Annotated in this window: 6 protein-coding genes; 2 read left to right on the top strand and 4 right to left on the bottom strand. The window is 62.8% G+C overall.

Features of this window, described 5'->3' with window-relative positions; all coding sequences use genetic code 11:
• Positions 1-26 precede the first annotated feature (26 nt).
• The 4 genes from ASE26_RS21705 to ASE26_RS21690 all read right to left on the bottom strand — a co-directional run bounded on the left by ASE26_RS21705 (position 27) and on the right by ASE26_RS21690 (position 21877).
• Positions 27-863, bottom strand: coding sequence for a choice-of-anchor A family protein (locus ASE26_RS21705; protein WP_055926211.1), 837 nt, complete (start codon positions 861-863; stop codon positions 27-29).
• A 14-nt stretch (positions 864-877) separates the two neighbouring features.
• Entirely contained in the window at positions 878-19774 is an 18897-nt protein-coding gene (locus tag ASE26_RS21700) for a CARDB domain-containing protein (RefSeq protein ID WP_057246920.1), read from the bottom strand.
• Between the two features lie 12 nt (positions 19775-19786).
• Positions 19787-20188: a hypothetical protein gene (locus ASE26_RS21695; RefSeq protein ID WP_156397874.1), complete on the bottom strand. Its 402-nt coding sequence runs from the start codon at positions 20186-20188 to the stop codon at positions 19787-19789.
• A 759-nt stretch (positions 20189-20947) separates the two neighbouring features.
• Positions 20948-21877, bottom strand: coding sequence for a LysR family transcriptional regulator (locus tag ASE26_RS21690; RefSeq protein ID WP_055926201.1), 930 nt, complete (start codon positions 21875-21877; stop codon positions 20948-20950).
• A 123-nt stretch (positions 21878-22000) separates the two neighbouring features.
• On the opposite strand from ASE26_RS21690, the gene ASE26_RS21685 reads away from it, so the two are divergent.
• A complete protein-coding gene (locus ASE26_RS21685) occupies positions 22001-22600 on the top strand; it encodes an FMN-dependent NADH-azoreductase (RefSeq protein WP_055926198.1) in 600 nt (199 codons plus the stop codon).
• A gap of 17 nt (positions 22601-22617) precedes the next feature.
• Positions 22618-23487: a pirin family protein gene (locus ASE26_RS21680; RefSeq protein ID WP_055926195.1), complete on the top strand. Its 870-nt coding sequence runs from the start codon at positions 22618-22620 to the stop codon at positions 23485-23487.
• Positions 23488-23509 lie beyond the last annotated feature (22 nt).

Below are 23509 nucleotides of genomic sequence, written 5' to 3'. Positions count from 1 at the left end.
ATTTGTTCTGATGTCGGGCGGAGCGTTCAGGGCCCCGGCGTTAAAGGCGCCTGGGCGATTTCCGCCGCCCCGTTCCAGCTGGCTGCGATCACCGCGCCTTCCACCCTGCCGCCGTTGGCTTTGATGCAGGCCTGGGGCGCCAGCAGGGTGCCCCACACCGTGATGCCGGGCAGCGTCACCACGTCGGCATCAAAAAAGTTGTACAGCACACGGGACTTGATCGCCTGCAGCGGCGTGTGCGTCCAGCCGACCGTGGCCTGGCGCTGCGCGTCGGAGCCGACATTCAGCACGATCCACGCGCCCGGCTTGATATTCGACAGCACCAGCGTCTTGCCGCTGGCCACCTGGGTCGACTGCAGGTTGAATACTTCCAGTGCGGCGTTGGTGCCGGTCAGGGTCACGGTGTACAGCGATTGCGTAGTCTTGCCGGTGGCGGTACGCGCCCTCAGGCTGGCCGACAGCATGTCGAGCCAGGCCGTTTCGGCGGCAAAATCGACGGCGCCCGCGTCCTGGCGAAGGTCGAGGCTGCCAGATGCGCCGTTGATACCGGCCGCTACCACGCCATAGCCTTTGCGCCCGCTGGCGCTCCAGATATCGCCGGCCGTGTAGGCCGCGACGTTGCGGCCAACCACCAGGCTGGGCAGGTTATCGTTGGCGGGCGGCAGGCTGCGGCCGACATCAAGCTGGCTCACGTTCAGGTTGCGGCCCACAGCCAGGCGCCCCTCCACCTTCTGCAGGCCGCTGGCGTCGCCATAGATAAAGGCAGCGTAACGGCCAGCCGTTCCCAGGTCCAGTTCCTGCGCCAGGCAAGGTAAGCCCCAGGCCAGCGCAAGCGCCCCTGCCAGCATGCTCTTGTAATTCATTCCCATCATCTCCATCACATCCGGCGCTCGATCGCGCGCACCAGGCGCGCCAACGCTTGCTGCGCTGCCGTGGCATTGCTGCCCAATTGTTCCAGCCTTGCCTGCGCCGTTGCCGCTTCGCGCAGGGCGCGCTCGTACGAACCGGCCGTAGCCGAGGCACGGGCACGCGCCAGCCACGCCATGGCATCGCTGCGCGCAGTTCCGCTGTCGAGCAGCGCCACCGCATCGGCCGCAGCCGGCCCTGCCGCTGCCAGGTCGACAACCTGCAGGCCGACATCCTGGCTGCTGAGCACCTTGGTGCTACCGCCGCTGACCGTGCTGACGCTGTAGTGCAGCTGGTAGCTGCCCGCTGCCAGCGGTGCCTGCAGGCGCAGCTCGAGCTGCGCGTCGGCGCCGCCATCCAGGGTCAGCGGCCAGCTCAGCAGGTCGCCGCTGGCGCCACTGGTGAGCTGCGCCGCCGGCTTGCTGTCAAGCAGCTTGGCGCCAGCCGGCAACTGCACCGTCACGTTCACGCTGCTGGCCATGCCGCTGTTGTGCAGGCTGGTGCGCCGCACCACGGTATCACCCGCCACGACGGTGCCCGAGGGCTCCGCCTGCGGCTGGTTCAGCCAGTCGAAGCTGCTGCGCGCAGTCGCCTGCCAAGCCGGGTCGGCCCCTTGCGCCGTGCAGCTGGCCGCAAAGTCGAAGCCGAACAGCAGCGTGCGCCCCTGGCCGTAACTGCCGCTCAGCACGCCTGCATCGGCGCCGCTGGTCGAACCTGGCGCCGGGCAGATCTGCACCTCGGGACCGGCCGTCGGCGCGGCACTGCCGCAGCCGTCCTCGTCCCAGGCGATCGATGCCGACTGGCTGGCGTCGCGCAGGAACAGGCCCTCGGCCGTCGTCGACGCCTGACCTTGCAGGGTGTAGGCATCGCCCAGCACCGGCAACACCGACTTGCCAAACAGCTGGCCTGTCAGGCTCAGCTTCGGTACCGCGTTGGCAGCGAAGCGGCCGCTGTACTGCACGCCCAGCAGGCTGTCCAGCGCCCGGTCAGCCTGGCGCAGGTCATGCATGCCGTCCGCCACCAGGGCTTCGCCCAGGTAGAGACCGTTACGCAGTTCCGACGTCAGCGGCTGGCGCAGCTTGGTTGCGCCGCCACTGATCCAATAGCTCGAGTAGGCGCCGCTGCGCAGCTCTTTCGCAAAGTCGCTTTCCTTGGTCACCGTCTTGTGCGGCACGCCCAGGCCATCGAGGAACTGGTCGATGGTCTTGGCGCGGTTGCTGTCGCACAGCAGCAAGGTAGTCGCCGCGTCGCCCGTAATCGGCGCAGCGCCGCAACGACCGAGGTTGGCATACATGCTGCGTTTGCACATCGACAGCACCAGGACGCGGCCCACATTGCCCGCGCTCTGCTGCACGTCCAGCACCGGCAGCGGCTCGACGGCAGTGAAGCCGGCTTGCGCCAGGACACTGCTGCTGCCACCGGCCGTCGCTGTCAGCGTCGCCAGGTAGCTGGTGTTGGCCGGGCCGGCTACGCGCCAGCCACGGTCCAGCGTCCAGCTGCCGTTGGCTGCCAGGTCAACGCTGTCACTGCTCTGGAACAGCACGGCGCCTGTGGCGCTGTTGGCCACCGACAGGTCGATGCGGGTGCCCGGCGCCGGCGTGGCGCCGTTGTGCACCGTGCCCGACAGGGCCACGCTGGCGCCGACCTCGACCTGGGCCGGGTTGGCTTGCAGCGTGCCGCTCAGTTCCGGCGCAGCCGACGCCAGCGTGAAGCTGACACTGCGCGTTGCCGAATTGCCGGCCAGGTCGCGTGCCGTCACCTGCAGCGTATGCTGGCCAGGCGCGCTCACCGGCGTACCGCTGGCGAAGGCTGCATTGTCCAGCATGATGAGCACACTCGACAAGTGCGCGTCCGCCGTGCTGGCTACCGGCGTTACGGCGGCAGGATAACGGCCGCCCTCTTCCACACCGCTGATGCTGATGACCGGGGCGGTGTTGTCCACCACCAGGTTCAGCACGGCCTCGGTGCTCACATTGCCGAAGCTGTCCGTAGCGCGGGCACGGAAGTTGTGCGCGCCGTCGGCCAGGCCTTGCAGCGGCGAGCCGTACAGTCCTTCCGACAGTTTGCGTGGCGCCATGCCACGCCATGCGCCATCGTCCACCGCGACTTCGACGCTGGCCACCTGGGATTCGCTGTCGGCGGCCTTGGCCACTACTGCGGCCTCGGCCCCGCCGACAATACTGCCCGCACCCGGCGCCACCCATGCCAGGGTCGGCGCCAGGCGGTCGATCACGCGCAAGGTGGCGCGCTGCAGCGTTACCGGCCTGCCGTCCAGGGTCGCCTGCAATACCACTTGCAAGGTCGTCAGCGGCCATGCGGCCACCTCGAATCCGGCTTCACCCGGGGTCTGCCCGCGCGCAGCAATGTCGGCCTGCGCCGGCACGCTCGCCAGCACGGTCCCATTGTCGGCACGACTGATGATGACCGCCAGCGGCACACCGGCCAGGCCGCGGTTGCCCGCATTGTTCAGCGTGTAGCGGGCCGCCAGGCGGTCGCCATTGCTGACGGCGAGCGAGCTCAGCGAAAGCTCGCCTGAGAGGCTTGCCGTCGCACTCGCGTCGACCACCACGAAAGTGGTCTCGGCGGATGCAAGCTGGCTGCCGCCGGCAAACGCCTTCAGGCGCGCCCGGTAATTGCCGGCTGCGGCACTGCCAAGGTTCCAGGTGGCGGCCACATCGGCCGCAGCGCCCGGCAGCAGTGTGCCGATCGGCAGCGTGGTGCTCCACACCACACTGTCGTCGGACGCCACCACCTGCAGCACCGCACTGGCGCCGTCCAGCTGCGCATTGGCGGCAGCCAGTTGCACCGTGCCGCTCAGGCGTACATCCTGGCCGGCCGTGTACTGGCCACGGTCCACCGCCAGGGTTGCGTTGGCCTGGCGCTCGGCGCCGATGCTGAAGGCCGCGCTGGCACGCTGCAGCACCTTGCCATCCGCATCGACCAGTTCGCCAACCAGGCGATAGTCGCCGGCCAGGTAGCTGCCGGTGTTCCAGCTGGTGCCCAGGGTCAGTTCCTGCGCCGTCGCCAGTTGCGGCACGGCTTGCTCAGGCAAGGTTGCGGCCAGGTAGCCCTGCGCATCTTCCACGCGCAGTGCCAGCCTGCCGCTGACGGCAGGTCCGGCGTTGGACAGCAGGATCGTGCCGGCCACCGGCGCATTGCTGCCGTAGCGCGCTGCATCGGTACGCACCACGAGCTGCGGCAGCGCGTATTCGGCAACGCGCACGGTACGCACGCCGGTGTTGTTGAACTCATCGCGTTCCACCACGGTGTTGGCGGCGTCCAGCGTCAGCACGAAGGTGTGCACGCCTGCCACGGCAGGCTTCCAGTCGGCCGTTACCGGTTCCGAAGCACCTGCCGCCAGCGACGCCAGGCTGCTGCTGGCCAGGGTGGTCAATCCACCTTGCGGATCGCGCACCACCAGTGCCACGCCGACATTGGCCGCATCGGCGCTGCCCGCGTTGCGCACCACGGCGGTGACGCGTGCGGATTCCCCCAGCAGCGGCGCTGCCGGCAATACGACGATGTCGTTCTCGCCAGCCGCCAGGTCAGGCTGGGGCGCCGGGTTGTACAGGATATGCGCCGGCAGTGCATCGGCACCGCGCCGGCCATCCGCATCGACCGCATAGGCGCTGACAATATTGTCACCCTCCTTCAGCGTAACGCCCTTGAATGTCACCAGGCCGGCTGGATCATAACGCAGGGCCGATTCAAACTGACGGTCGACAAATACCTGACCGTTCCTCGTGGTCCAGATTTCCTGGGCAGAGGACAGTCGGTAGTCCCGCTCCGTCAGGCGGAAGCCTTCGTGCGAATAGAAGGCCGCATCATCTTCAACCGTGGCCAGGAAGTGCCCCGGCGCGCCAGCCCAGCGGGCACCCCGCAGCGCGTAAGGCGCCGAAGTCTTCAGCAAGGTTTGCACCGCGCCGCCAGGCACCGTCATTTCCTTGAGTTCGCCAATATGGTCCGCCCCGCTTTGTACGAACAGGAGCTTGCCGTCCAGGGACCAGCTCAGGTCGCTGACTTCGGCCTCGGCGCCAGCCACAGGGCTGCCGTCGCTGGCCTTGATCACTTGCAGCGCACTGTCGCGCGTGAACGCGAGGTACTGGCCGTCCTTGGACATGGCCGGATCGCTCACATTGTCAGCAAGAAGGCTGCGCTTGCCGCTTGCCAGGTCAGCCTGCCACGCGCCGATCTGGCCAGGAACCTGCGCTCCTGTGAACATGACATGGCGCGAGTCTGCCGACCACTGGGCGACACTGACATTGGCGTAGAAGGTCGCCAGCGTGTTCGCGGTGCCGCCATCGAGCTGCAGGCTGCGCATATCGAAGTTGCCATCCGCGCGACGTACCGAGTAGGCCAGCACTTTGCCGTCCGGCGACAGGCTCAGGTTGGACGCTTCGCCCAGTTCCAGCTTGCGGGTCGCCGCAGTCTGGCGATCCAGCAAGATGAACTCCTCGTTGTTTGTCTCATAGACCAGCTTGCCGCCGTTCGCACTCACCGACACCAGCCTGGAGCCCCGCGGCAGGGTCAGCTCGCTGCTGCCGTATTCGCGCAACGCAACGCCCTGGCCTGCTTCACGCCCGCCACGAACCAGGGTCACGGTCGCGCCCGGTTCGGCGGAAACGTCAATATCGGCGCTGCCAATGGCCAAGGTCGCCGGCATGCCAGCACTGGCCGGCGACAGCACGACCGGTGCTTCCGGTGCAACTGTATCCTGCGCCATACCGCTGGCCACATTGGAGGTGGCACGGTCGCGGCCATCGGCATCGAGGGCAGTCACCACGTAGTAATAGCGCACGCCATTTTTGGCGCCGTGGTCAACATACTGCGTTTCCCGCGCATAGCCCAATTGATCGAACGGACCGTTCGCTGCCGTTGCGCGGCGCACGCGATGGCTGGTGACCGCTTCGGCAGCAGGCTGCACCCAGCTCAGGGCCAGCGCACTGCCTGCAGGAACGCCCTGCACGCTCAGTACCGGCGCCGGAACCGGTGCCACCACCACAACAGCCTTCACGGCGCGGTTGTCGTCGGTGCTGCTCTCTGCCACAGCAGGAGCCTGGATCTCGGCCGCAATGCTATAGCTGCCCGCCAGCGCCGGCGTCCAGTCGGCTTCCACCAGTTGCTGCTGGCCGGCAGCCAGCCTGCCGATGGCGCGGCTGCCCAAGGCGGTCACACCGCCATTGGCGTCTGCCGCACTCAGTACAACAGTAAAGGCGCCCGCATCGCCAGTGCCAGTGTTGTGCACGGCAACGCCGAGGCGTACCGGCTTGCCTGCTTCCAGCACATCCTTGTCGAAGCTGAAGTCATCTTCTGTCAAGGCCAGGTTCGGCTGGAAGGCATCGACCAGCGTCACGTCAACCGGGGCGGAAGGCGAGCCCTGCCCGCCGCTGCGCGCAGTGAGGCGGTTCAGCCCAGCTTGCAGCTGTACATAGCCAAAGCGGGCCGTACCTGCAGGCGACAGGCGCACCCATTGCTGCCCTCGGTTGCGGTACATGAGATAGCCATTGCCGCTTGCCAGCAGCGCAGCGCTGCCGTCCACATCGTCGGCCAGCTGGGCGCGATATTCGCCCTTGCTGCTGCGCTGCACCAGACGGCCATCTTCAACCTGGAAGAAGCCGTCATTGGCCGGCACGGTGCGCAGCGCACCGGTAGCACGGCCATAGACGCCGAGCTCCGCCGCCTGACCATTGGCCACGGTGTAGCCCGAGACGCTGTGCGCGTCGCCGTCCACAGTCGAGACCAGCAGCGTCGCGCCATCGCGCGACCAGCCCAGTGCGCTGACCTGGCGGTCTCCCGCCAGTGCAGTCACGGCGCCATCAGTCACGGCTGCCAGGCGTACGCCCGCGCCGCCGGTCCAGGCCAGCGATTTGCCATCCGGCGACCATGCCAGTTTTGCGTAATTCTCGGCACCATTGCCCACCACGAGCTGGCGTTGCGAGCCATCGGCCACAGTCAGCAGCCACAGGCTGGCATTGCCGTCGCCGTCAGGCGCAGCAACAGCCAGCGTGCTGTCGTTCGGCGACCAGGCCAGTTCACGCTGGGCACCGCTCAGGCTACCCACCGCCACGACAGCGCCGGTGCCAGGTACGTAAGTCTGGACCTGGCCACCGTTAGCCGTATCGACAAAGGCGATGCTGCGGCCATCATGCGACCAGCGCGGGGCCGAAGCACCGTCCAGCACCGGCACCGGCGTGGCGGACTTCGCCGCAAAGTCCAGCAGGTAAGCCGCCTGGCCAACCGCCAGCAAGCTGCGGCCGTCCGGGCTCGCGTCCGCATTGGACGTGCCGGCATCAACCTTGACCTTGTCGGAGCCTGCCTGGGCCTGGGTGGCCGCCGTAGCGATCACCTGGCCGTCACGCAGCAGGGACAGCTGCGCACCCGGCACAGCGTTGGCCACCACTTCGACCGCCGGCTGGCGGGTCGAGACCGGCATGCCGGCAATGGTCGGCGCGAACAGGACTGGCGCCGCCAGCAGGTCGGGCTCGGCCATCGTGGCATCGGCTTCGTTCGAATTCTTGCCTGCGTTACCCGCTCCGTCCAAAGCCACTACCACATAGTAGTAGCGCGTGCCCGGCACTGCACTGGTATCCAGGAAGCTCAGTCCGTAGATCTGCTCGGCGACCACCGCGTATGCGCCGCCCGGCTGGGTTGCCCGCAGTACACGGAAGACCAGCATGTCGGCCGAAGGACGGCCCCAGGCCAGCGCGATACCGCCCCCCTGCGCCTGCGCAGCGAGGTTGACCGGCGCCGCAGCTGGCGCCACGTCGACACGCAGGGCCACCGTATTGGAGGCAGGCGAACGATTGCCGTCGGCGTCAATGGCGACGACGTTGAACTGGTACAGGCCGTTCTTCAACTCGGTGTTGAAGGTCAGGCCCGGCGTTTCACCCAGCACGCTGCCATCCATACGGACTTCGTAGCGGGCCACGTCGGCGGCCTGGCTGGCGGTCCAGGCCAGGCGGACTTGCGAACCATTGACCGAACCGCTCAGCACCACTGCGGTCGGCGGCATGCTGTCGGTGTCGCCTTCGGTGCGCGCGGCAGCCGGTCCAAACAGGCCCAACTCGTTTTGCGCTGCCACTTCCACGCGCACGCCTCTCAGCGCGCCAGCCCACTCCATATGGGTGCCGGCCGCCAAGTGTTCTGTCGTCACGCTGAAACCGGTCATGGTTGGAAGGCCTTGCTCCGTCGGCATCAGTTTGACGCGCACGCGGTCGCTGCGATAAGGCTGCGGCAGCACGGAATCGACACGGCTGCGTGCATTGCCGCGCACCGAAGCGAGCGGCACCCATTCCTGGCCGCTCCAGCCTTCGATGTCGAAATCGGCAGCCACGCTACCTGCCAGCCACTGCGTCGTGAACCGGCTGAAATTCATGCGACCTTCGGCGGAAACCTGGTACCAGGCATCGGCCAGTCCCAACTCCGGATCAGGCGTCCACGTCCAATCAGTCCGTTCTTCAGACGGGCATCTGTCGGAAGAATCCCGAGTCATGCTTGAATACTCGCATTCCCACAAATCGAGCGGGGCCACGCTACGCTCACCTGCCAGGGCAACGCCGTAACCGGCAATGTTGCCCTCGGCATTTGCCAGCCAGGATGCCGACAAGGTGCCGGCAGTATTGCGCGACACGGTCAGCGCGCGCGGCTGGGCCGGCGGCGCGCCGCGTACAACGCGGAAGCGCGCCATCATGCTTTCATTGCCCTGGCCGTCCATGTGGGTCAGTTCGAAGCGGTTTTCGCCCAGCTCCACTGGCAGCACCGGCTGCACGATCTTGCCGTCGTCGGCGGTCGGAATGCTCATTTCCAGGTCCGGCTGACCCTCGACGCGCCGCACCAGCAGCAACTGGCCACGGCCAACGGCGCTGGCTTGCAGCTGGAAGCTGGCTTCCGCGGTCGGCGTATACGGCTGGCGGTACACCGGCGCATACACCAGTACCGGCACCGCGTTGCTCGAGGCGCCTTCGGTACCATCAGCAAATTTGGCGCGGATGGTGTACGCATAGGCGCCGGGCGCCACATCGGTGTCGACCAGCTCACGGGCGCTGGCATCCAGGTTCCATTCCTGCTTGTCCGTATCGCGCGCACCAGTGCGTTGGATCACCAGGCCGCTGGCGCCGCTTGGCACGGTCTGCCAGGTCAGCGTAACGGCATTGCCTTTCACTTTTGCCGACAACTCCGGCACGCGGTAATCGCCCAGGTGCACCAGGATTGGCGTCGGCGCCGGATCGACCAGGCCGAACTTGCTTGTCGCAATGACCTGCAGCTGGTAGTCGCCGAATGGCAGTCCGGCATTGTTCCACTTCACGCCGAATGGCATCTGGGCCACGGCCGGGGCCACAGCGCTCCAGGCGCCATCACTGGCTGCGCGGTACTGGAATTCAACGCTGGCAATATCGGTATCGGCACTGGTTGCTCGCAGGTAAACGCCATCACCAACTTTGGCATTGTTCAGCGGAGCCGCCAGTACGGCATGCGGCGTGCCATGGACGGCCAGTTGCACCGTGTTGGACAACGGGCTCAGGTTTTCGGCCTGGTCCATTGCCTGCACCGTATAGGCGTAGTCGCCATTCGGCAATTTCAGGTCCTTGAAGCTGGTCTGTTTGATCAGGTAAGGCTTCAGGCTGCCCACTACCGGTCCGGTAGCATTGGCCAGCTTGCCATTACGCCACAGCAGGTAACCGGCCACATCGGCCGAGGTGCTGGCGGTCCAGGACAGGTTCGCGTTATTGCCTTGCAGGCTGCCGACCAGCTGGGTCGGCGCTAGCGGCGGCGAGTTGTCCACCTGCACAGCCACCTGGGCTTGCGCCACCTGGCCGGACAGGTCTTCCGCCTCCAGCTTCAGGGTAATGAACTCGTTCTCGGCGATGCCGAAAGTCGCCAGCGCACCAAGGATATCGGCCACCGTCGGGACCGGCGAACGGCGCACCAGCTTCCATGTGGACGGTTGCGTACCGACACCCATATACAGGCGGTACTCCTTGAATGCCTTGCCGGCGCTGGCGGTACCAGTCACGTCCACCGACGCGCTGATGCGGGCGCCATCCAGTGGGCCGTAAATGGCGGCGGTCAGCTCCTGGCTGCTGATGGTCGCAGGAGCGTTCTGCGAAGGCTCGCTTTCCCAGCCAGCCTTGTCGACTGCCTTGACGACATAATTGTAGGTGCCGGCATCGAGGCCCGGATCCAGGTAAACCGCAGCTTGCAGCAGGTCCTGATTGAGACGCTGGCCATCGCGATAGACGATGTAGCCGGCCAGATCCGGTTCGGTGTTGGCCGTCCAGCTGACACGGATGTCCTTGCCCTTCTCCACGACAGCACGTACGCCTTGCGGGGCCGCAGGCGGCGTGGTGTCGACGGTGATTTCCGCCATCGTCTCGCTTGTATTACCCGCCTTGTCGGTAACGGTCAGGCGCAGGGTATGCACGCCATCCGCCGGCAAAGCCTTCCACGGCAACAGGACGGCGTTATCCACGGCGGCCGATCCGCTGCCAAGCGGCGACCAGCGCTGCGCCGCAGCCTTGCCGCCGGGCGCGATGTCGATGCGATAGTCTTGCAGGTTTTCGTCGCGCGCCACGCCAATAATATCGGCGGCCTTGCGCACGTAGGAACCGTTGGCCGGCGTTGTAATTACCGCCAGCGGAGCGGTGTTATCGACCGTCACCGTTACCGCAGCATCGGCTTCCAGGCCCGCAAGGTCCTGGGCGTGCAGGGTCAGCACGTAGCGGCCGTCCGCCAGGCCAGAGAGGTCCCAGTTCGCCAGCAGTTCCGAAGCCGGTTTGCCATTGCCGCTGGCCAGGTCCGTGGCGCCACCGGCGCCGGCTGGTGCCAGCCTCAGCGCGAAGCTGGCCGGGTTGGCTTCTTCAACCTTGCCGCGTACAGCCACCGGATTTTTGCGGATGCTCAGGTAACTGCCGTCGGCTGGCGCGGTGAGCGTCGGCTTCGGCGGGGTGTTATCGATCGCGAACGTCTTTTGCAGCTCGCTGCGGTTGGCGGCCTGGTCGACCGCTACCACCTTCAGCGCATAGCTGCCCTCTGCCAGACCTTCCAGCGACTTGGCCGCCAGGCCATTGGCCGCCACATTGCCTTCGCTGGCCAGCTGCCAGCTGGCCTCATTCGCCGGCGCAGTCGAGAAGTAAGTCTTATAGGACTCCAGGTTGTCGTCCGATACGTTCACCATGGCCGATCCGCGCGCGGTAGCAAACTCCCCTTTCGGATGGCTGAACGCCAGTCCTGGGGCTGTGTTATCCAATACCAGCTTCACGACCTCTTCCTGGGTCGTGCCGGAACCGTCAACTGCAACGGCAACCAGCTTGGCGAGGTATTTGCCATCAGCCATAACCGCACCATTGCTGCCTTTGCCATCCCAGGCAATCGCCCGAGCGCCAGGTTCGGCTGCTTCGTCCTTGAGCAGGACGGCAATGCTCTGGCCAGCCGCGGCAGCCGGAGAAATTTCCAGGGTGAGCTTGGCCGGTTGCAGCAGCGACCAGCGCAGGCTGACAGCGTCGACGCGTCCGTCGCCATTCGGCGAGAACACCAGTGGGCTGCCTTCAAAGGCGCTGAGCAATGCGCCCGATGCGCCAATCGTTACCGGCACGTCGAGTTTGCTTTGGTTGCCTGCGCCGTCGATAGCGCTCAGGCGCAAGGTCGCAGGGCCCGACAATCCATAAGTATTCCAGTTGGCCAGCAGTTGGCTGCCTGCGTCATCGGCCGTTGGCGCGTTGCCGGTAGCCAGAGGCAACCAGGTTTCCGGTGCGCTCGCCAAGGCGAACTTCAGTTCATAGGCCAGCAGGCGGACATCGCGTACCGAGCCGGTGACGGATGTGTTCAGGCCGAGACTGGTGTGGGCAGCCGGTGCGGCAATACCCAATACCGGCGGCGTGCCGTCCACGATGACACCGGCCATGTCGACCAGCTGGTTCTGGCAACCATCCCAATAGGTGACGCGCAAGGCGTACAGGCCGTCTGCGACAACCTGCTGGTTATTGTCACGGCCATCCCACTCGATCGTGGTCGGGCCAGCGGCAGCAGTCCGGCCCTTGGCCAGCGTACGTACGGCCGGGCCGGTGGCGCTGAATTTGCCATCGCCATGAGATTGCGCCGGCACCACCTCGACATCCAGCGTCACGTCTTCATCAGGCGTGATGGTCAGCGTCGTGTGCGACAGTGGTGCAGCGGCAAACGGCGAGAACACGGCGCGGTCCAGCTTCAGGCTCTCTACCGCTACCTGAGCGTCATATTCCACTTCGACCGGGGCCGTGCAGGTATTGTGGCCCGCAGCGTTGAAGGAATGCAGGCGGAAGGTGACGCTCTTCTTCAGCGGATCCAGCGGAATGCGTCCTACCTCACCATTTTTCGCTTTGTAGCCCGGATGGTGGTATTCCTTGAGGAAGCGCTCTTCGGCATCAGGAGAATCCTCAGGATTAGGCTTCCCTGCATGGGCAGTTTGCACCGGATCAGCACGCAGGCAACGTTCTTCATTTTCTGTACAAGTGGTTTGCTGCCAAGGGTCGCCCCCCCATTCGACGCCGTAGCGGATTGGACTATTGCTGATGACCTCCGCCTCTACTGCGAGCTGAGGCCGGTTATCCTTGTCGTGAACCGGGCAGACTTTGCCTGCGACAGGTGCGGTAACACGCAAAGTTGGGGCGTCATGGGCCACCTCAACTGTAACTGGTACATCCACTTTATTGCCAAACTCGTCGATCAAGCGTGCGAAGTATGTGCGCATGCCAGCCGGAAGTGCCGACGTATCGAGATCGAAGGTGTACTTGCCGCGATCAGTGATGTCATTCCAGTTATTGAGAATGCTCTCCTCGCCATTTGCCTGCGTTTCGCCCAATTGCAACTGGACCAGGCGTGGCTTCACAGGCTCTGTTCGCGGCAGCAAATCGTATGGGAAAAGCGTGATCTGCGTCTTGCCCGATGGCGTTGCATTACAGGTTTCGGCCGGAACCGGCTTCACCACCCAGGAAATATCGAGGCATTCCGGAGGAAGTGCGGTCCACGACGGCTTGGACTCCAGTTTCCGCCCCGATACCGTGTAGGCAACGAGCTGGAATTGGTAGGTTGCGCAATTGTGCAGGTCGAGGGTTTCCAACAGCTTGTAGTCAAGCATGCGATTGTAAAGCTGGAAACCTGGCGCGTATACAGTATGAATAGTACGCTCAGTCATATAGCGCGGATCTACCGGGCCCGATTTATCATCAATGAATTGGCTCTTTATGCGCAGCTCGACCCGCTCAACTGGCTCATCCGTCACCACAGATTCGATCAAATCCATTCTCTGATGGCGCGCGCCTCCGATCTGGACGATGTGCACGTCTTCCATGCCCGGCGGCAGGATGTAATCGATCAAGCTGGTGGCTTCGGCACCATCCACATCAAGCAATTTGACGCGGACCAGGTAAAACTTGCTGCGATCCAGTCCGCTGGCATCCCACAGCATCTCGAAGTTTCCGTCTCTCGGAACATCAGTGGCGACGAATGTTTCCGCCGTTTTCATCACGCCAAACTTTTTCATGGCAACTTCGTGCCAGCAAGTTTCACAAACTTCTCTCGATTCACCGGGTTTGAGTGGCTTGCGGGGGTCCGGGATATCCTGGAACTGGACGACAACAGCCGCCAGCGGTTTGCGTACGCTTTCAAAGACCCGCAGGCGGATAGGCAAGTTTCGGTCAAGCGAGGGCAGCCAGGCAGCGGCCAGGTGTCCTGGCTCCACATAAGAGAACGCTTCGGAAGCAGCTACGCGCCCCCCCGGCAATTCCTTATGGCTGGCATTAGCCAGCAAGAATACTTCCTGCTTTGCCAGTCCACTATTCAGGACGGTTTGATTGCCCGCTTTGTCCATAACCGTCATACGGTACTGGATATTGATGTAATCTCCCATCAGCAGTTCCTGTCCACGCCGCGTAATCAGGCTGGATGAACCCTCCGATGCAAGTTCCGGGTAGCGCCCCACTTCGCTCCATTCAGCTGGCGTTTCGCCCGAACCCTTTTCTTGCGACATTGACAGATAATTGTTGTCGCTCGATTTCCAAATCAGTTTCGGTACCGCCCAAGCGATCGGCAGACCAGGGTCCAACTGGCCGTATGCCGAAGTCATCTCGAGCTTGCCCGCCGGAGCCTGACGGTCCAGCGTGGCAAAGAATTCATAATCCTGCAGACGGACGCGGTACTGACCATCCGGCATGGCGATGCCGGCATCATTGCGCCCATCCCATACAAAGCTCGATTCGATACCAACACCAAAGTGGTCGCGCGACACGCTGCGTACCACGCTCATATTCTTGTCGAGCACCTGGAACTCCAGGTGGACCGGCTCCTGCACGCGGTAATGCAGGACATACTCGTCCTGAACCTTGTCACCGTTCGGCGACACAAATTCGTTGTCTTTATAGACGTCGGTGATGCTCGGCCTGTCGTCCCAGGTTACGTTGATAACACGTTCGCGCAGGTTGCCGGCGGTGTCTTCCACGGTAAGGCGCACCAGATAGCGACCGTAACCCGGCGGCACCCAGGTGGTGAATGCAGTATCGATCACCGGCGTTGCCGACGCAGGCTGAATCGCCTTCCAGTCCTCTGGCGCCTCGGCAGTGGCGTACTCCAGGCGGAAGCGCTTGAAGTTCAGGTCGGAGGCGGTTCCGCTCAGCATCAGCGCTGCGCTGGTGCCGCGCACGGCACGCAGGTCAGCCGTCAGGTTGTACAGGCTGCCGATCGTGTACAGGTCTGCTCCCTTCTGGTAGCAGGCGCTTGCAGGGTCCTCACTTGCATCCGTCGAAATGAACAGCATCTGGCGCCCTGATGGCAGGAAGCCTGCAATTTCGAAGTTACGCGGCACACCGTGATCACCAAGTGTTCCGCTAGCCTGCTCAGCAAATAGCGAACGGATTTTGCCGTTCTCTAGATCGATCACTGCAAGGCAAGGATCGCTCAAGTCAGACTTCGTCCCGCAGAACTCACGATCGTATACTGTACGGATGACGGATTTACCCTCCGGCGCGAACTGGTAGCGCGCAACACTTGCGGCGGTGCCTTCAGATCCTGCCGCTGGGAGACGTGTTGCCGCAACAGGCGTCAAGTTTCGCTTGTCCAGGTCCACCAGCGTGAAGACATGTCCAAAGCCGCACGGCTCCGTGGAGGAAGTGCCGCCGGCGCCGGCATTGCCACAGTCAACTGGTGCGAACGAGTGCCCGAAACCGAAATGCCTGCTGTCATCGGCCCAGGTCACACCGGTCGTGGCAAGCTGCCAACTGGAGTCGCCGCGCCCACGCCGCGTGTCGGCACTGAAGACGGTTTTACCATCTTCGTCCTGCACTTCGACATGAATATAGTTCTGCCCCTGACGGCGTCCATCAGGAATCAGCACTTTGGTCAACACTGCACGCAGGCGTCCATCCGGCGACCAGCCGTCGAATTGATTGTCCTTACGTGGTGCAAGCGCATCGCCCAGGATCACTTCGCCTGAACCATCAACTGGAATGCGCAGGCGTTTACCGCCGACGGTGGCCAGGAAATGGCGTCCATCGCTACTCAGTTTTCCGGCGAAATTATCGCTGCCGAAATCACGCAGCTTTCTCGGATTGCCGCCGTCGCCTTGCATGATCCAAAGCTCATAATGGCCGGTATCCCAAGGCTTGCGCGTTGCCGCAACCAGCTTGCCATTGGCTGCAATGCTGAAGTTCGTCCAATTCGATTTCTCGAGCAAAGCGCCGGAAAGCAGCGGATTCAGGTTCGAGCCGTCGCTAAACGCACGCCAGAAATTAGGGCGCATTTTTCGTTCTTGGTCCTCCACGGACTGCATGAACACCTGGTTTTCGTCTGCCGTAAAGTACGCAGAGGGGACGGGATTCGAATAAACCGTGTCGACTTCCTGATGGTCGTAATCAATGTAAGGCGCTTCGCAGGACAGGTTCCTGCGGTATTCGAATTCCGTGCCAAGCGCGGCCAATACGGGCGAGCGGTTGGTGTCGACATTGGTCGTTTTTTCGCCCAGGACACTGCCATCCTTGCCCAACAGGCGCAGGCGGTAACTGCCGTCAGCCATCAGCGCGCCGCGTTCGTCAACGCCATCCCAGCTTACGCTCCCGCCATTTACCTGGGTCATTCCGGCGCCGCTGAACTGGCGCACCACCTTGTCATCTTTATCCAATACCTGCACGCTGACGTCGCCCAGCTGCTTCAGGCGGAAGGAAAGCATGGTGCTGTCCTTGACGCCGTCGCCATTCGGCGAGAAGTAGCGCTCGGTAATGAACAGGTCACCGTCCTGCACCGTGGTGACGAGGCGGGCCGTGTTATTGGCACGTGTTTTCTCTTCGATGCGCTGATCCGGATCAGCCACCACAACGAAGTTCAGGCCGCCCGCCGCATGGGCCGGTACCGCGAAATGCAGCACGCGGCTGTCGCCGCCGGCCAGCGCGGCAATCTGCTGCTCTGCGCCGATCTGGCTTCCGCCCTGCGCTGGTTCGCCGCTATACAGACGTACCACGACACCCTGGGCAACTTGTTTGCCCAGGTTGGCCACTTTCACGGCCACGTCGATCGGATCGCCGGGGCGCGGAGCTGCCGGCGTCAGGACAAGATCACCATCGGAAACCGCAAGGTCAGGCAGGCTCGAGCCCGACACTGACAGGAAGGCGCTGTTGTCGTCGCGCGAAAGTTCGGTTTGCTTGTTGGACGGATCGACGACAACGAAGACGATATGTTCGGCGGCATCGGGGAATCGCGGCCATTGCACGCTGACCGTGGCGCTTGCACCAGCGGCCAGGGCCGGAATGGTTTGCAGGCTGCCGATCATATGGCCGCCCGCCGGGTCGCCATCATAGAAGGCGACTTCGATATTATTCGCGCTGGCGTTGCCGGTGTTGCGCACAACCTGGCTCAGTTGAACCGGGCTGCCTTCCAGTACCGGTGCCGGCTTAACCGTCAATTCCTTGAAGCTGATCGCCAGGTTGGAGCCGTTGGCTACAAGCGCACGGAATGAGAACCCCGCAGCATTATTGCTGCGATCACTTTCGGCAAGAACGCTATCGGGATCGATTTCGACCGTCATGGTCAGGTCACCCCCCATGGTGGTGCGCCACACCAGGTCTTCTTCGGTGCTCATGCCGCTGGCAAGCTGCAGCGTCCTGACGGCAGCTTCAACCGAATTCGTGCCATCCGAGACCGTATAGCGCACCTTGAATGGCGGGCTATCCTGCGTACCCGCATTGCGCAGCTTGATCTTGAAGTTGGCGTCCGAACCAAGGTAGACCGGGCTGCTCAAGATTGACACGTCTTGCTGCGTAACTTCGAGGTCCAGCGCAGCGGCGGTTTCCACATGGGCTCCTGCGCTGTTGTTGGCCTTGTCCTGCTCTGAAATCCGGTTATCCGGGTCGATCACAACCGTGTAATCGTAAGCGCCGGACTGGCTGATCGTCGTACTGAAATTGACTACCTGCTGGGTACGCCCCAGCATGTTGAGCTGTTTCTCAGCCACGATGCGCGCGGCAGTACCCTGCCCTTGCATCAACACCACGCGTACGTCCTTGGCATCGGTTTTGCCGATGTTACTGATCAGCGCAGACACGCCCAGCACTGTCGGCAGCTTGGCTGGCTTGGCCGGGGTGACGGTGATATCGCTGGCATTCAGCAGCAGTTCGGTGCCAGCCGGTGCCGTCTTGACGGTGACAGCAATCCTGGCTTCATTGTCGGACTTGCTCGATTCCGTGACTTTGCCGGATGGATCGACCACCAGCACCAGCTGATGGGTACCCTCTTTATTAAACGTGCTCCAGACCTGCTGCAGTTCAACGCTGCCGCCAATTGCCAGCGGCGGGATTGCGATATCGTTACCAACCGACACGCCGCCAGTGGCGGGGTCGCCATCGTACAAACGCGCAACGCCCGCAGGCGCGGACGTCGTTCCGGTATTACTGACTTTGAATGACAGGATGACCGACTGGCCATCAGTCGGCGCCGCAGGCGCGGCCTGCATGCCGGCCGTAGTCCAGTTGAACAGGCCGGAGCTTTTCAGCAAGCGCACGGCCAGTGCAGTGGAATAGGCACTGCCGTCCCAACTGCCATCGGTCCGCTGCGACGACGACACGTAGGCAATCGCATCCCCACTGCGCACCGCACTGAGTCCATTTTGCGCCAGCAGCGCCTGCATCACGTTTACAGTGTCATGCACGGTGCTTGGACTGTCGCCAAAACCACCATCGGGATTTTGCCGGCTGGCGAGAAATGCCTTCGCCTTGTTCAGCAAGTCGCCGCCCTGCACTCTCCCGGCCATTGCCTGGACCACAATGGCAGATGCGTAGGTACGCGAAACGCCTCCGTTCAGGTTGCCCCAGCCGCCGTCCGGATTCTGGCGGGCCGCAAGATAGGAGGCCGCCGGCGCCAGCCTGCCTGCTGCCAGGCTGGTATCAAATGGCTGCAGCGCCAGCAAGGCCAGCGCCGTATCAAGTGCATTACTCTGGTAGCCCGGCGCGACACCCCAACCGCCGTCCGCATTTTGGGCAGTGGCCAACTTGGCTGCCGCATCATCGGCGTTGATTTTATAACGCATCAAAGCCCGAATAGTCCGGGCCTGGTAGTCGGTGTTGCTGTTCGCCTGTGTGCGCAGCCACTGCAAGCCCGATGTCTTATTGAACTCGACGCCGTCGGCGTCAATGATCGTATCGAGCACGACAGTCGTGTCGCGCACGGCAGTCATCGGATTGTCCCGCCATGGGCCGCCACTGCTCTGCTTTCGCAGCCACAGCAGGCCGTCGTGCGTACTGGCGCTAATGCGCACTGGACCGGTATCCGGCGGCGTCCCCGGGCCAGCAACTTCGACCTTCGGCTCAAGATAGCTCTGCACCAGTGCACGGCCACCGGTCAACACCGACAAGCGGGTAGTAATCGCAGTGCGCACGGCGCCGAGGTTTGCCAGCACTTCATCGCTGACCTTCTCACCCGGACGCGTTAACAGCACAAAGCCCAGACGGAATTCCTTCTGGGCGTGCTCGGCGTCTGGGGTACGCGGCCCTTCGACCGCGATGACATCATCGATGGAGAGGTTGCGGCGACTGCCGCTGATAGTGACGCCGTTTTCCGGCAGCCGCTTCTTGTCGACAGCGGGGCTATCGATCAGGAAGAAGGGAGGCACCTCCTCCTTTTTCAGCATGCCCATCAAGTACAGGTCCAGCGGACTGAAGAACTGCTGGCCGGCGACCGAAGTAAACGTGCCATTGCCATTGTCCTGCCACTGGTTGCCGAATTCGACGGAAGCACCACTATCCAGCAGGAAGCTCCAGTGCGCACCGTCACGGCCAAGCAGCACATCGCTTGGCTTTCCATCGGGACCGCGCACTTTGACGTGGCTGCCCCACTGGTGCAGGAATTCGTGGGCAAACACTTGCAGCACGCGGTCAAAGCCGGTGCTGTAGGGATTCAGGTTATAGCGCGACAGCGCGGCCATATCGATGTAGCCAAGCAGCTTGCCACGGCTGCCGAACTCCGCCGTGTTATCGAAGGCTTCAAGGCCCAGGCCGCCAACCTTGTTCTGGACCCCGATGTGGAATGCCAGCGCATCTTTGGTGTTGTATTCGAAATTACTGAAGACGACGATAAAGTCGTATTTGTCGGCATGCGTACGCAGGAATTCCTTGGCGATTTCGGTACGCGGCTCGATATTGACGCCACCGTCAGCCAGGTCCCGGTTGTAATTGCCATCCATCGAGATGACTGCCACGTCGTGCTTGATGCGCACCAGTTGCGGCCTGAAGACTCCCGTATGGGGGAATGCTTTCACAGCGGGGAAGTCAGCCCACGCTGTACCGCACACCGTGAACGCAAGCGCCAGCAGCAGCCAGGCGCGACAAATCTTCTTTACCGAAGTAAACATACGCATGCCCTAATCCGATCAGTCTTGTTTCTTGCCGGATTGGGATGCGCCTTTTGCTGGCTCACCTACCTGGAAGACGTCCATTTTCATCGGTGCCCGGCGCAAGGTTTTTTTCTCGTCGCTTACCTTGAAGCACTGCACCGCACCGCTCTTAAGCAACCGAACGGTCTGCCCTTCCCCACCCTGCGCGCCCGGCAGTTCGAACACCGCCGCCGACTGTAATAACTTGGTCAGCCGCGCCTCGGTGCCAGGCACCACATCGCCCACCGCCACCTCCTGCAACGCCCGGTCAGGCATCTGCAGAACGATGCGGCCATCTTCCGCGCCCAGCGCCAACAGCTTGATGCCGTCAAGCGCGCAGTTGCTCGCTTGCGCTTGAATTGCAAACATGGAAAGCAGCAGACAGATAAGGCGGCGCAAAATTCTGACCCTAATAAATTATCGAAAAGGGCAGAATTTTAGCATATATTCAATTACAAAAATATATACCAATGCTGCACTTCTGCAATAATTTTGCGCAACAACCTTCTGCGAACGATACCGAAAGTGACAGGAACTGCCGTCAATACGACCTAACTAGCATTAGTTACGGTCTCTGATATGGGCATTTATGGCGGGTCTGGACGGGCGGCAGGCCAGTGCTTATGAGCGGGCCATGAAGCCACATGTTGGCGAAATCGAGGTTTGCCTACCCGCGCGCGAATAGCGCCCCACCATCACAGGCACCCAGCTATCGCCGGAGTTAACGGAACTCTCCAATGCCAGCTCATACGATGCTGGACGGTTGGCATATAGGTGTGACGCGTCTGCCCGCGCGACGATGTACGCACAAACCGCAGTGCGCGCTCATCCCACTCGCCCGGCGCCGGCACAGCGGGAACGAATCCCAGGCTGTCGAACCAGAAAAGACCAAGCCCTGAGGTTTGCTCGTCAACCGTAATGACCGCATGAGCCTTGAGCCAAGGCTTGCCGTCTCGCTGCGCGCTATATTCTTGAATCAGAATGCGCCCACCAAGATCGAGCCGCGCAGAAATCAACGCACAAGCCCTGCGAAGCGTCCCTCATCTCTTGCGGCAAACAACTGCGTTGCGTATTCACTGGCCATTACTCGGTCCTTTCAGCGCTGGTGACACTGGCAATCCTGCACTTCGATGTCGCCTATGTAGATAAATTTACCACTCATAGAGTAGTTGCTGCGAAATTGGCAGGCGCCTGGTTGGCGAAATTGGCTTCCAACGTATCCAGGAAGACCCGCGTCTTGGCCGGCATCAGGCGCCTGCCTGGGAAAACAGCCCAGCCGGTCACCGCCGGGAAGCACCAGTCAGGCAGCACGCGTACCAGTTCGCCGCGTGCTACCAGCGGCGCCGCGAACTGCGTGGTGCAGGTCGCGATACCCAAGCCGGTGGCGGCCATGCGCGTCAGCAGCTCCGGCGAATTGGCCATCAGGCGTACGGGCAAGTCACGCTCCCAGGTGTTCTTGCCGCGCGTGAGCGACCAACGCACCAGGCCATTGGCCATGGGCCGCAAGCTGAGCAACTCATGCTTGAACAGGTCGTCCGGGTGTTCCGGCAGGCCATGCAGCCCGGTGTAGGACGGCGCGGCGTACAGGCCCCAGGATGAGATCAGCACCTTGCGCGCTGCCAGCGTGGCGTCGTCCGGCAATGCCCCCATACGAATCGCGATGTCGAAATTCTCCGCCACCAGGTCGACCCGGCGCGGCGACAAATCCAGCTCAAGCTTGATGCCCGGGTACTTGGCCATGAAGGCCGGCAGAATCGTCGCCAGGTAGACGTTGGCGAAATCGGCCGGCATCGAAACTCGCAGCAGGCCGCTGGGCGCCTGTTGGCGATGCTGCGCCAGTGCGCCGGCAGCTTCGGTTTCCTCTGCCACCCGGCGCGCGTGTTCCAGCAGGCTGGCGCCAAATTCGGTCAGCACCAGCTTGCGGGTGGTACGGGTCAGCAACCGTTCGCCCAACCGGGCCTCGAGCTGGGTCAGGCGGCGGGAAACTGTCGATTTTGGCAATTGCAGGCGCTCGGAAACCTGGCTCAAGCTGCCAAATTCCACGATTCGGGCGAATAACAGCAAGTCGCTGGGGTCAATTTCGGTCATTTCACGGCTCCCCGTTCCACTGATGGAACAATGTTATCCATTTTAACGGCTTCTGGATCAAATATGGAACCGCTATAGTTACTCCATCGCAGCACTAAACCGAATACCGAAAGGAAGTACACTATGAACATCCTGCAAATCAACTCCAGCGCAAAAAGCTCCGGTTCCGAATCGTCCCGCGTAGCAAGCAATATCGTGAACAAGCTGCTGGCTGCCAATCCGGGCGCCAGCGTCGAAGTGCGCGACCTGGCTGCCAACCCGCATCCAGTGCTGGACGAATCCACCCTGCAGGCCCTGTTCACCCCAGCCGGCCAACGCAGCGCGGAACAAGCTGCACGCGTGGCCCTGGATGATGCGCTGATCGCCCAGGTGCAGGCTGCTGACGTGATCGTGCTCGGCGCACCGATGTACAACTTCGGCATCACGGTGCAACTGAAATCCTGGTTCGACGCGATTGCCCGCGCCGGTGTCACCTTCAAGTACACCGAAAACGGTCCGCTCGGCCTGCTGCAAGGTAAAAAAGTCTATGTCGCCACCTCGCGCGGCGGCATGCACAAAGATGCGCCAACTGATACCCAGTTCCCGCACCTGAAGATGTTCCTGGCATTCATCGGCCTGACCGACGTGGAGTACGTATTCATCGAAGGCCAGGGCTACGGCCCGGAAGTGGCCGCACAGCAGAAAGCTGCTGCCGATGCACGCGTTGAAGAACTGCTGGCATAACTGACAAAGGAAAAAAAATGGACAACATCGCCCAAACCCGCACAGTGGAACGGATTATCCGCGGCCAGGCCGTGATGGATGGCGCTGGCGTGAAAATCAACCGCGTGTTGACCCAGCCGCTGCAGCGTCGCCTCGACCCGTTCCTGATGCTGGACAATTTCGGCTCGGAGCAAGCCAACGATTACATCGCCGGCTTCCCCGACCACCCACACCGCGGCTTTGAAACGGTCACCTATATGCTGACTGGCCGCATGCGGCACCGCGACAGCGCCGGCAATGAAGGTTTGCTGGCCAGCGGCGGCGTGCAGTGGATGACGGCCGGCCGCGGCGTGATCCACTCAGAAATGCCGGAACAGGCGGAAGGGTTGATGGAAGGCTTCCAGCTGTGGCTTAACCTGCCCGCCAAGGACAAGATGCAGCAGCCTTGGTACAAGGACTTCCAGGCCGATGAAATCCCGGTCGTGAAGACCGAAAACGGTGCCACGGTACGTGTCATCGCCGGTGAAAGCCAGGGCGTGGCGGGCGCTGTGCAGCGCGAAGTGACGGAACCGCTGTACATCGACGTGGAACTGCCTGCCGGCGAAGCATTCAACCAGGCGATCCGCGCAGGCCATAACGCCTTCATCTACACCTATCGCGGCGAGGTCACGGTGGATGGCAAGGCGGTTCCTGCGCAGAGCATGGCGATCCTGGCCAACAACGCAGGCGCCGATGGCGTGACCATCAAGGCTGGCCCTGACAGCCGTTTCATCCTGTTGTCGGGCAAGCCGCTGAATGAGCCGATCGTGCAGTACGGCCCATTCGTGATGAACTCGCAGGCCGAGATCTTCCAGGCCGTCGAGGACTTCCGGGGCGGACGCCTCGGCGAGGAAGCGCACACTGTGTAAGGGCTGGCGGCACCAGGGCCGC

Origin of the sequence: Duganella sp. Root198D2 (genome assembly GCF_001428585.1) — a bacterium.
Taxonomy (GTDB): Bacteria; Pseudomonadota; Gammaproteobacteria; order Burkholderiales; family Burkholderiaceae_D; genus Rugamonas.
Note: the sequence above shows the minus strand (reverse complement) of the source record. Positions and strands in the feature narration are given on the sequence as shown.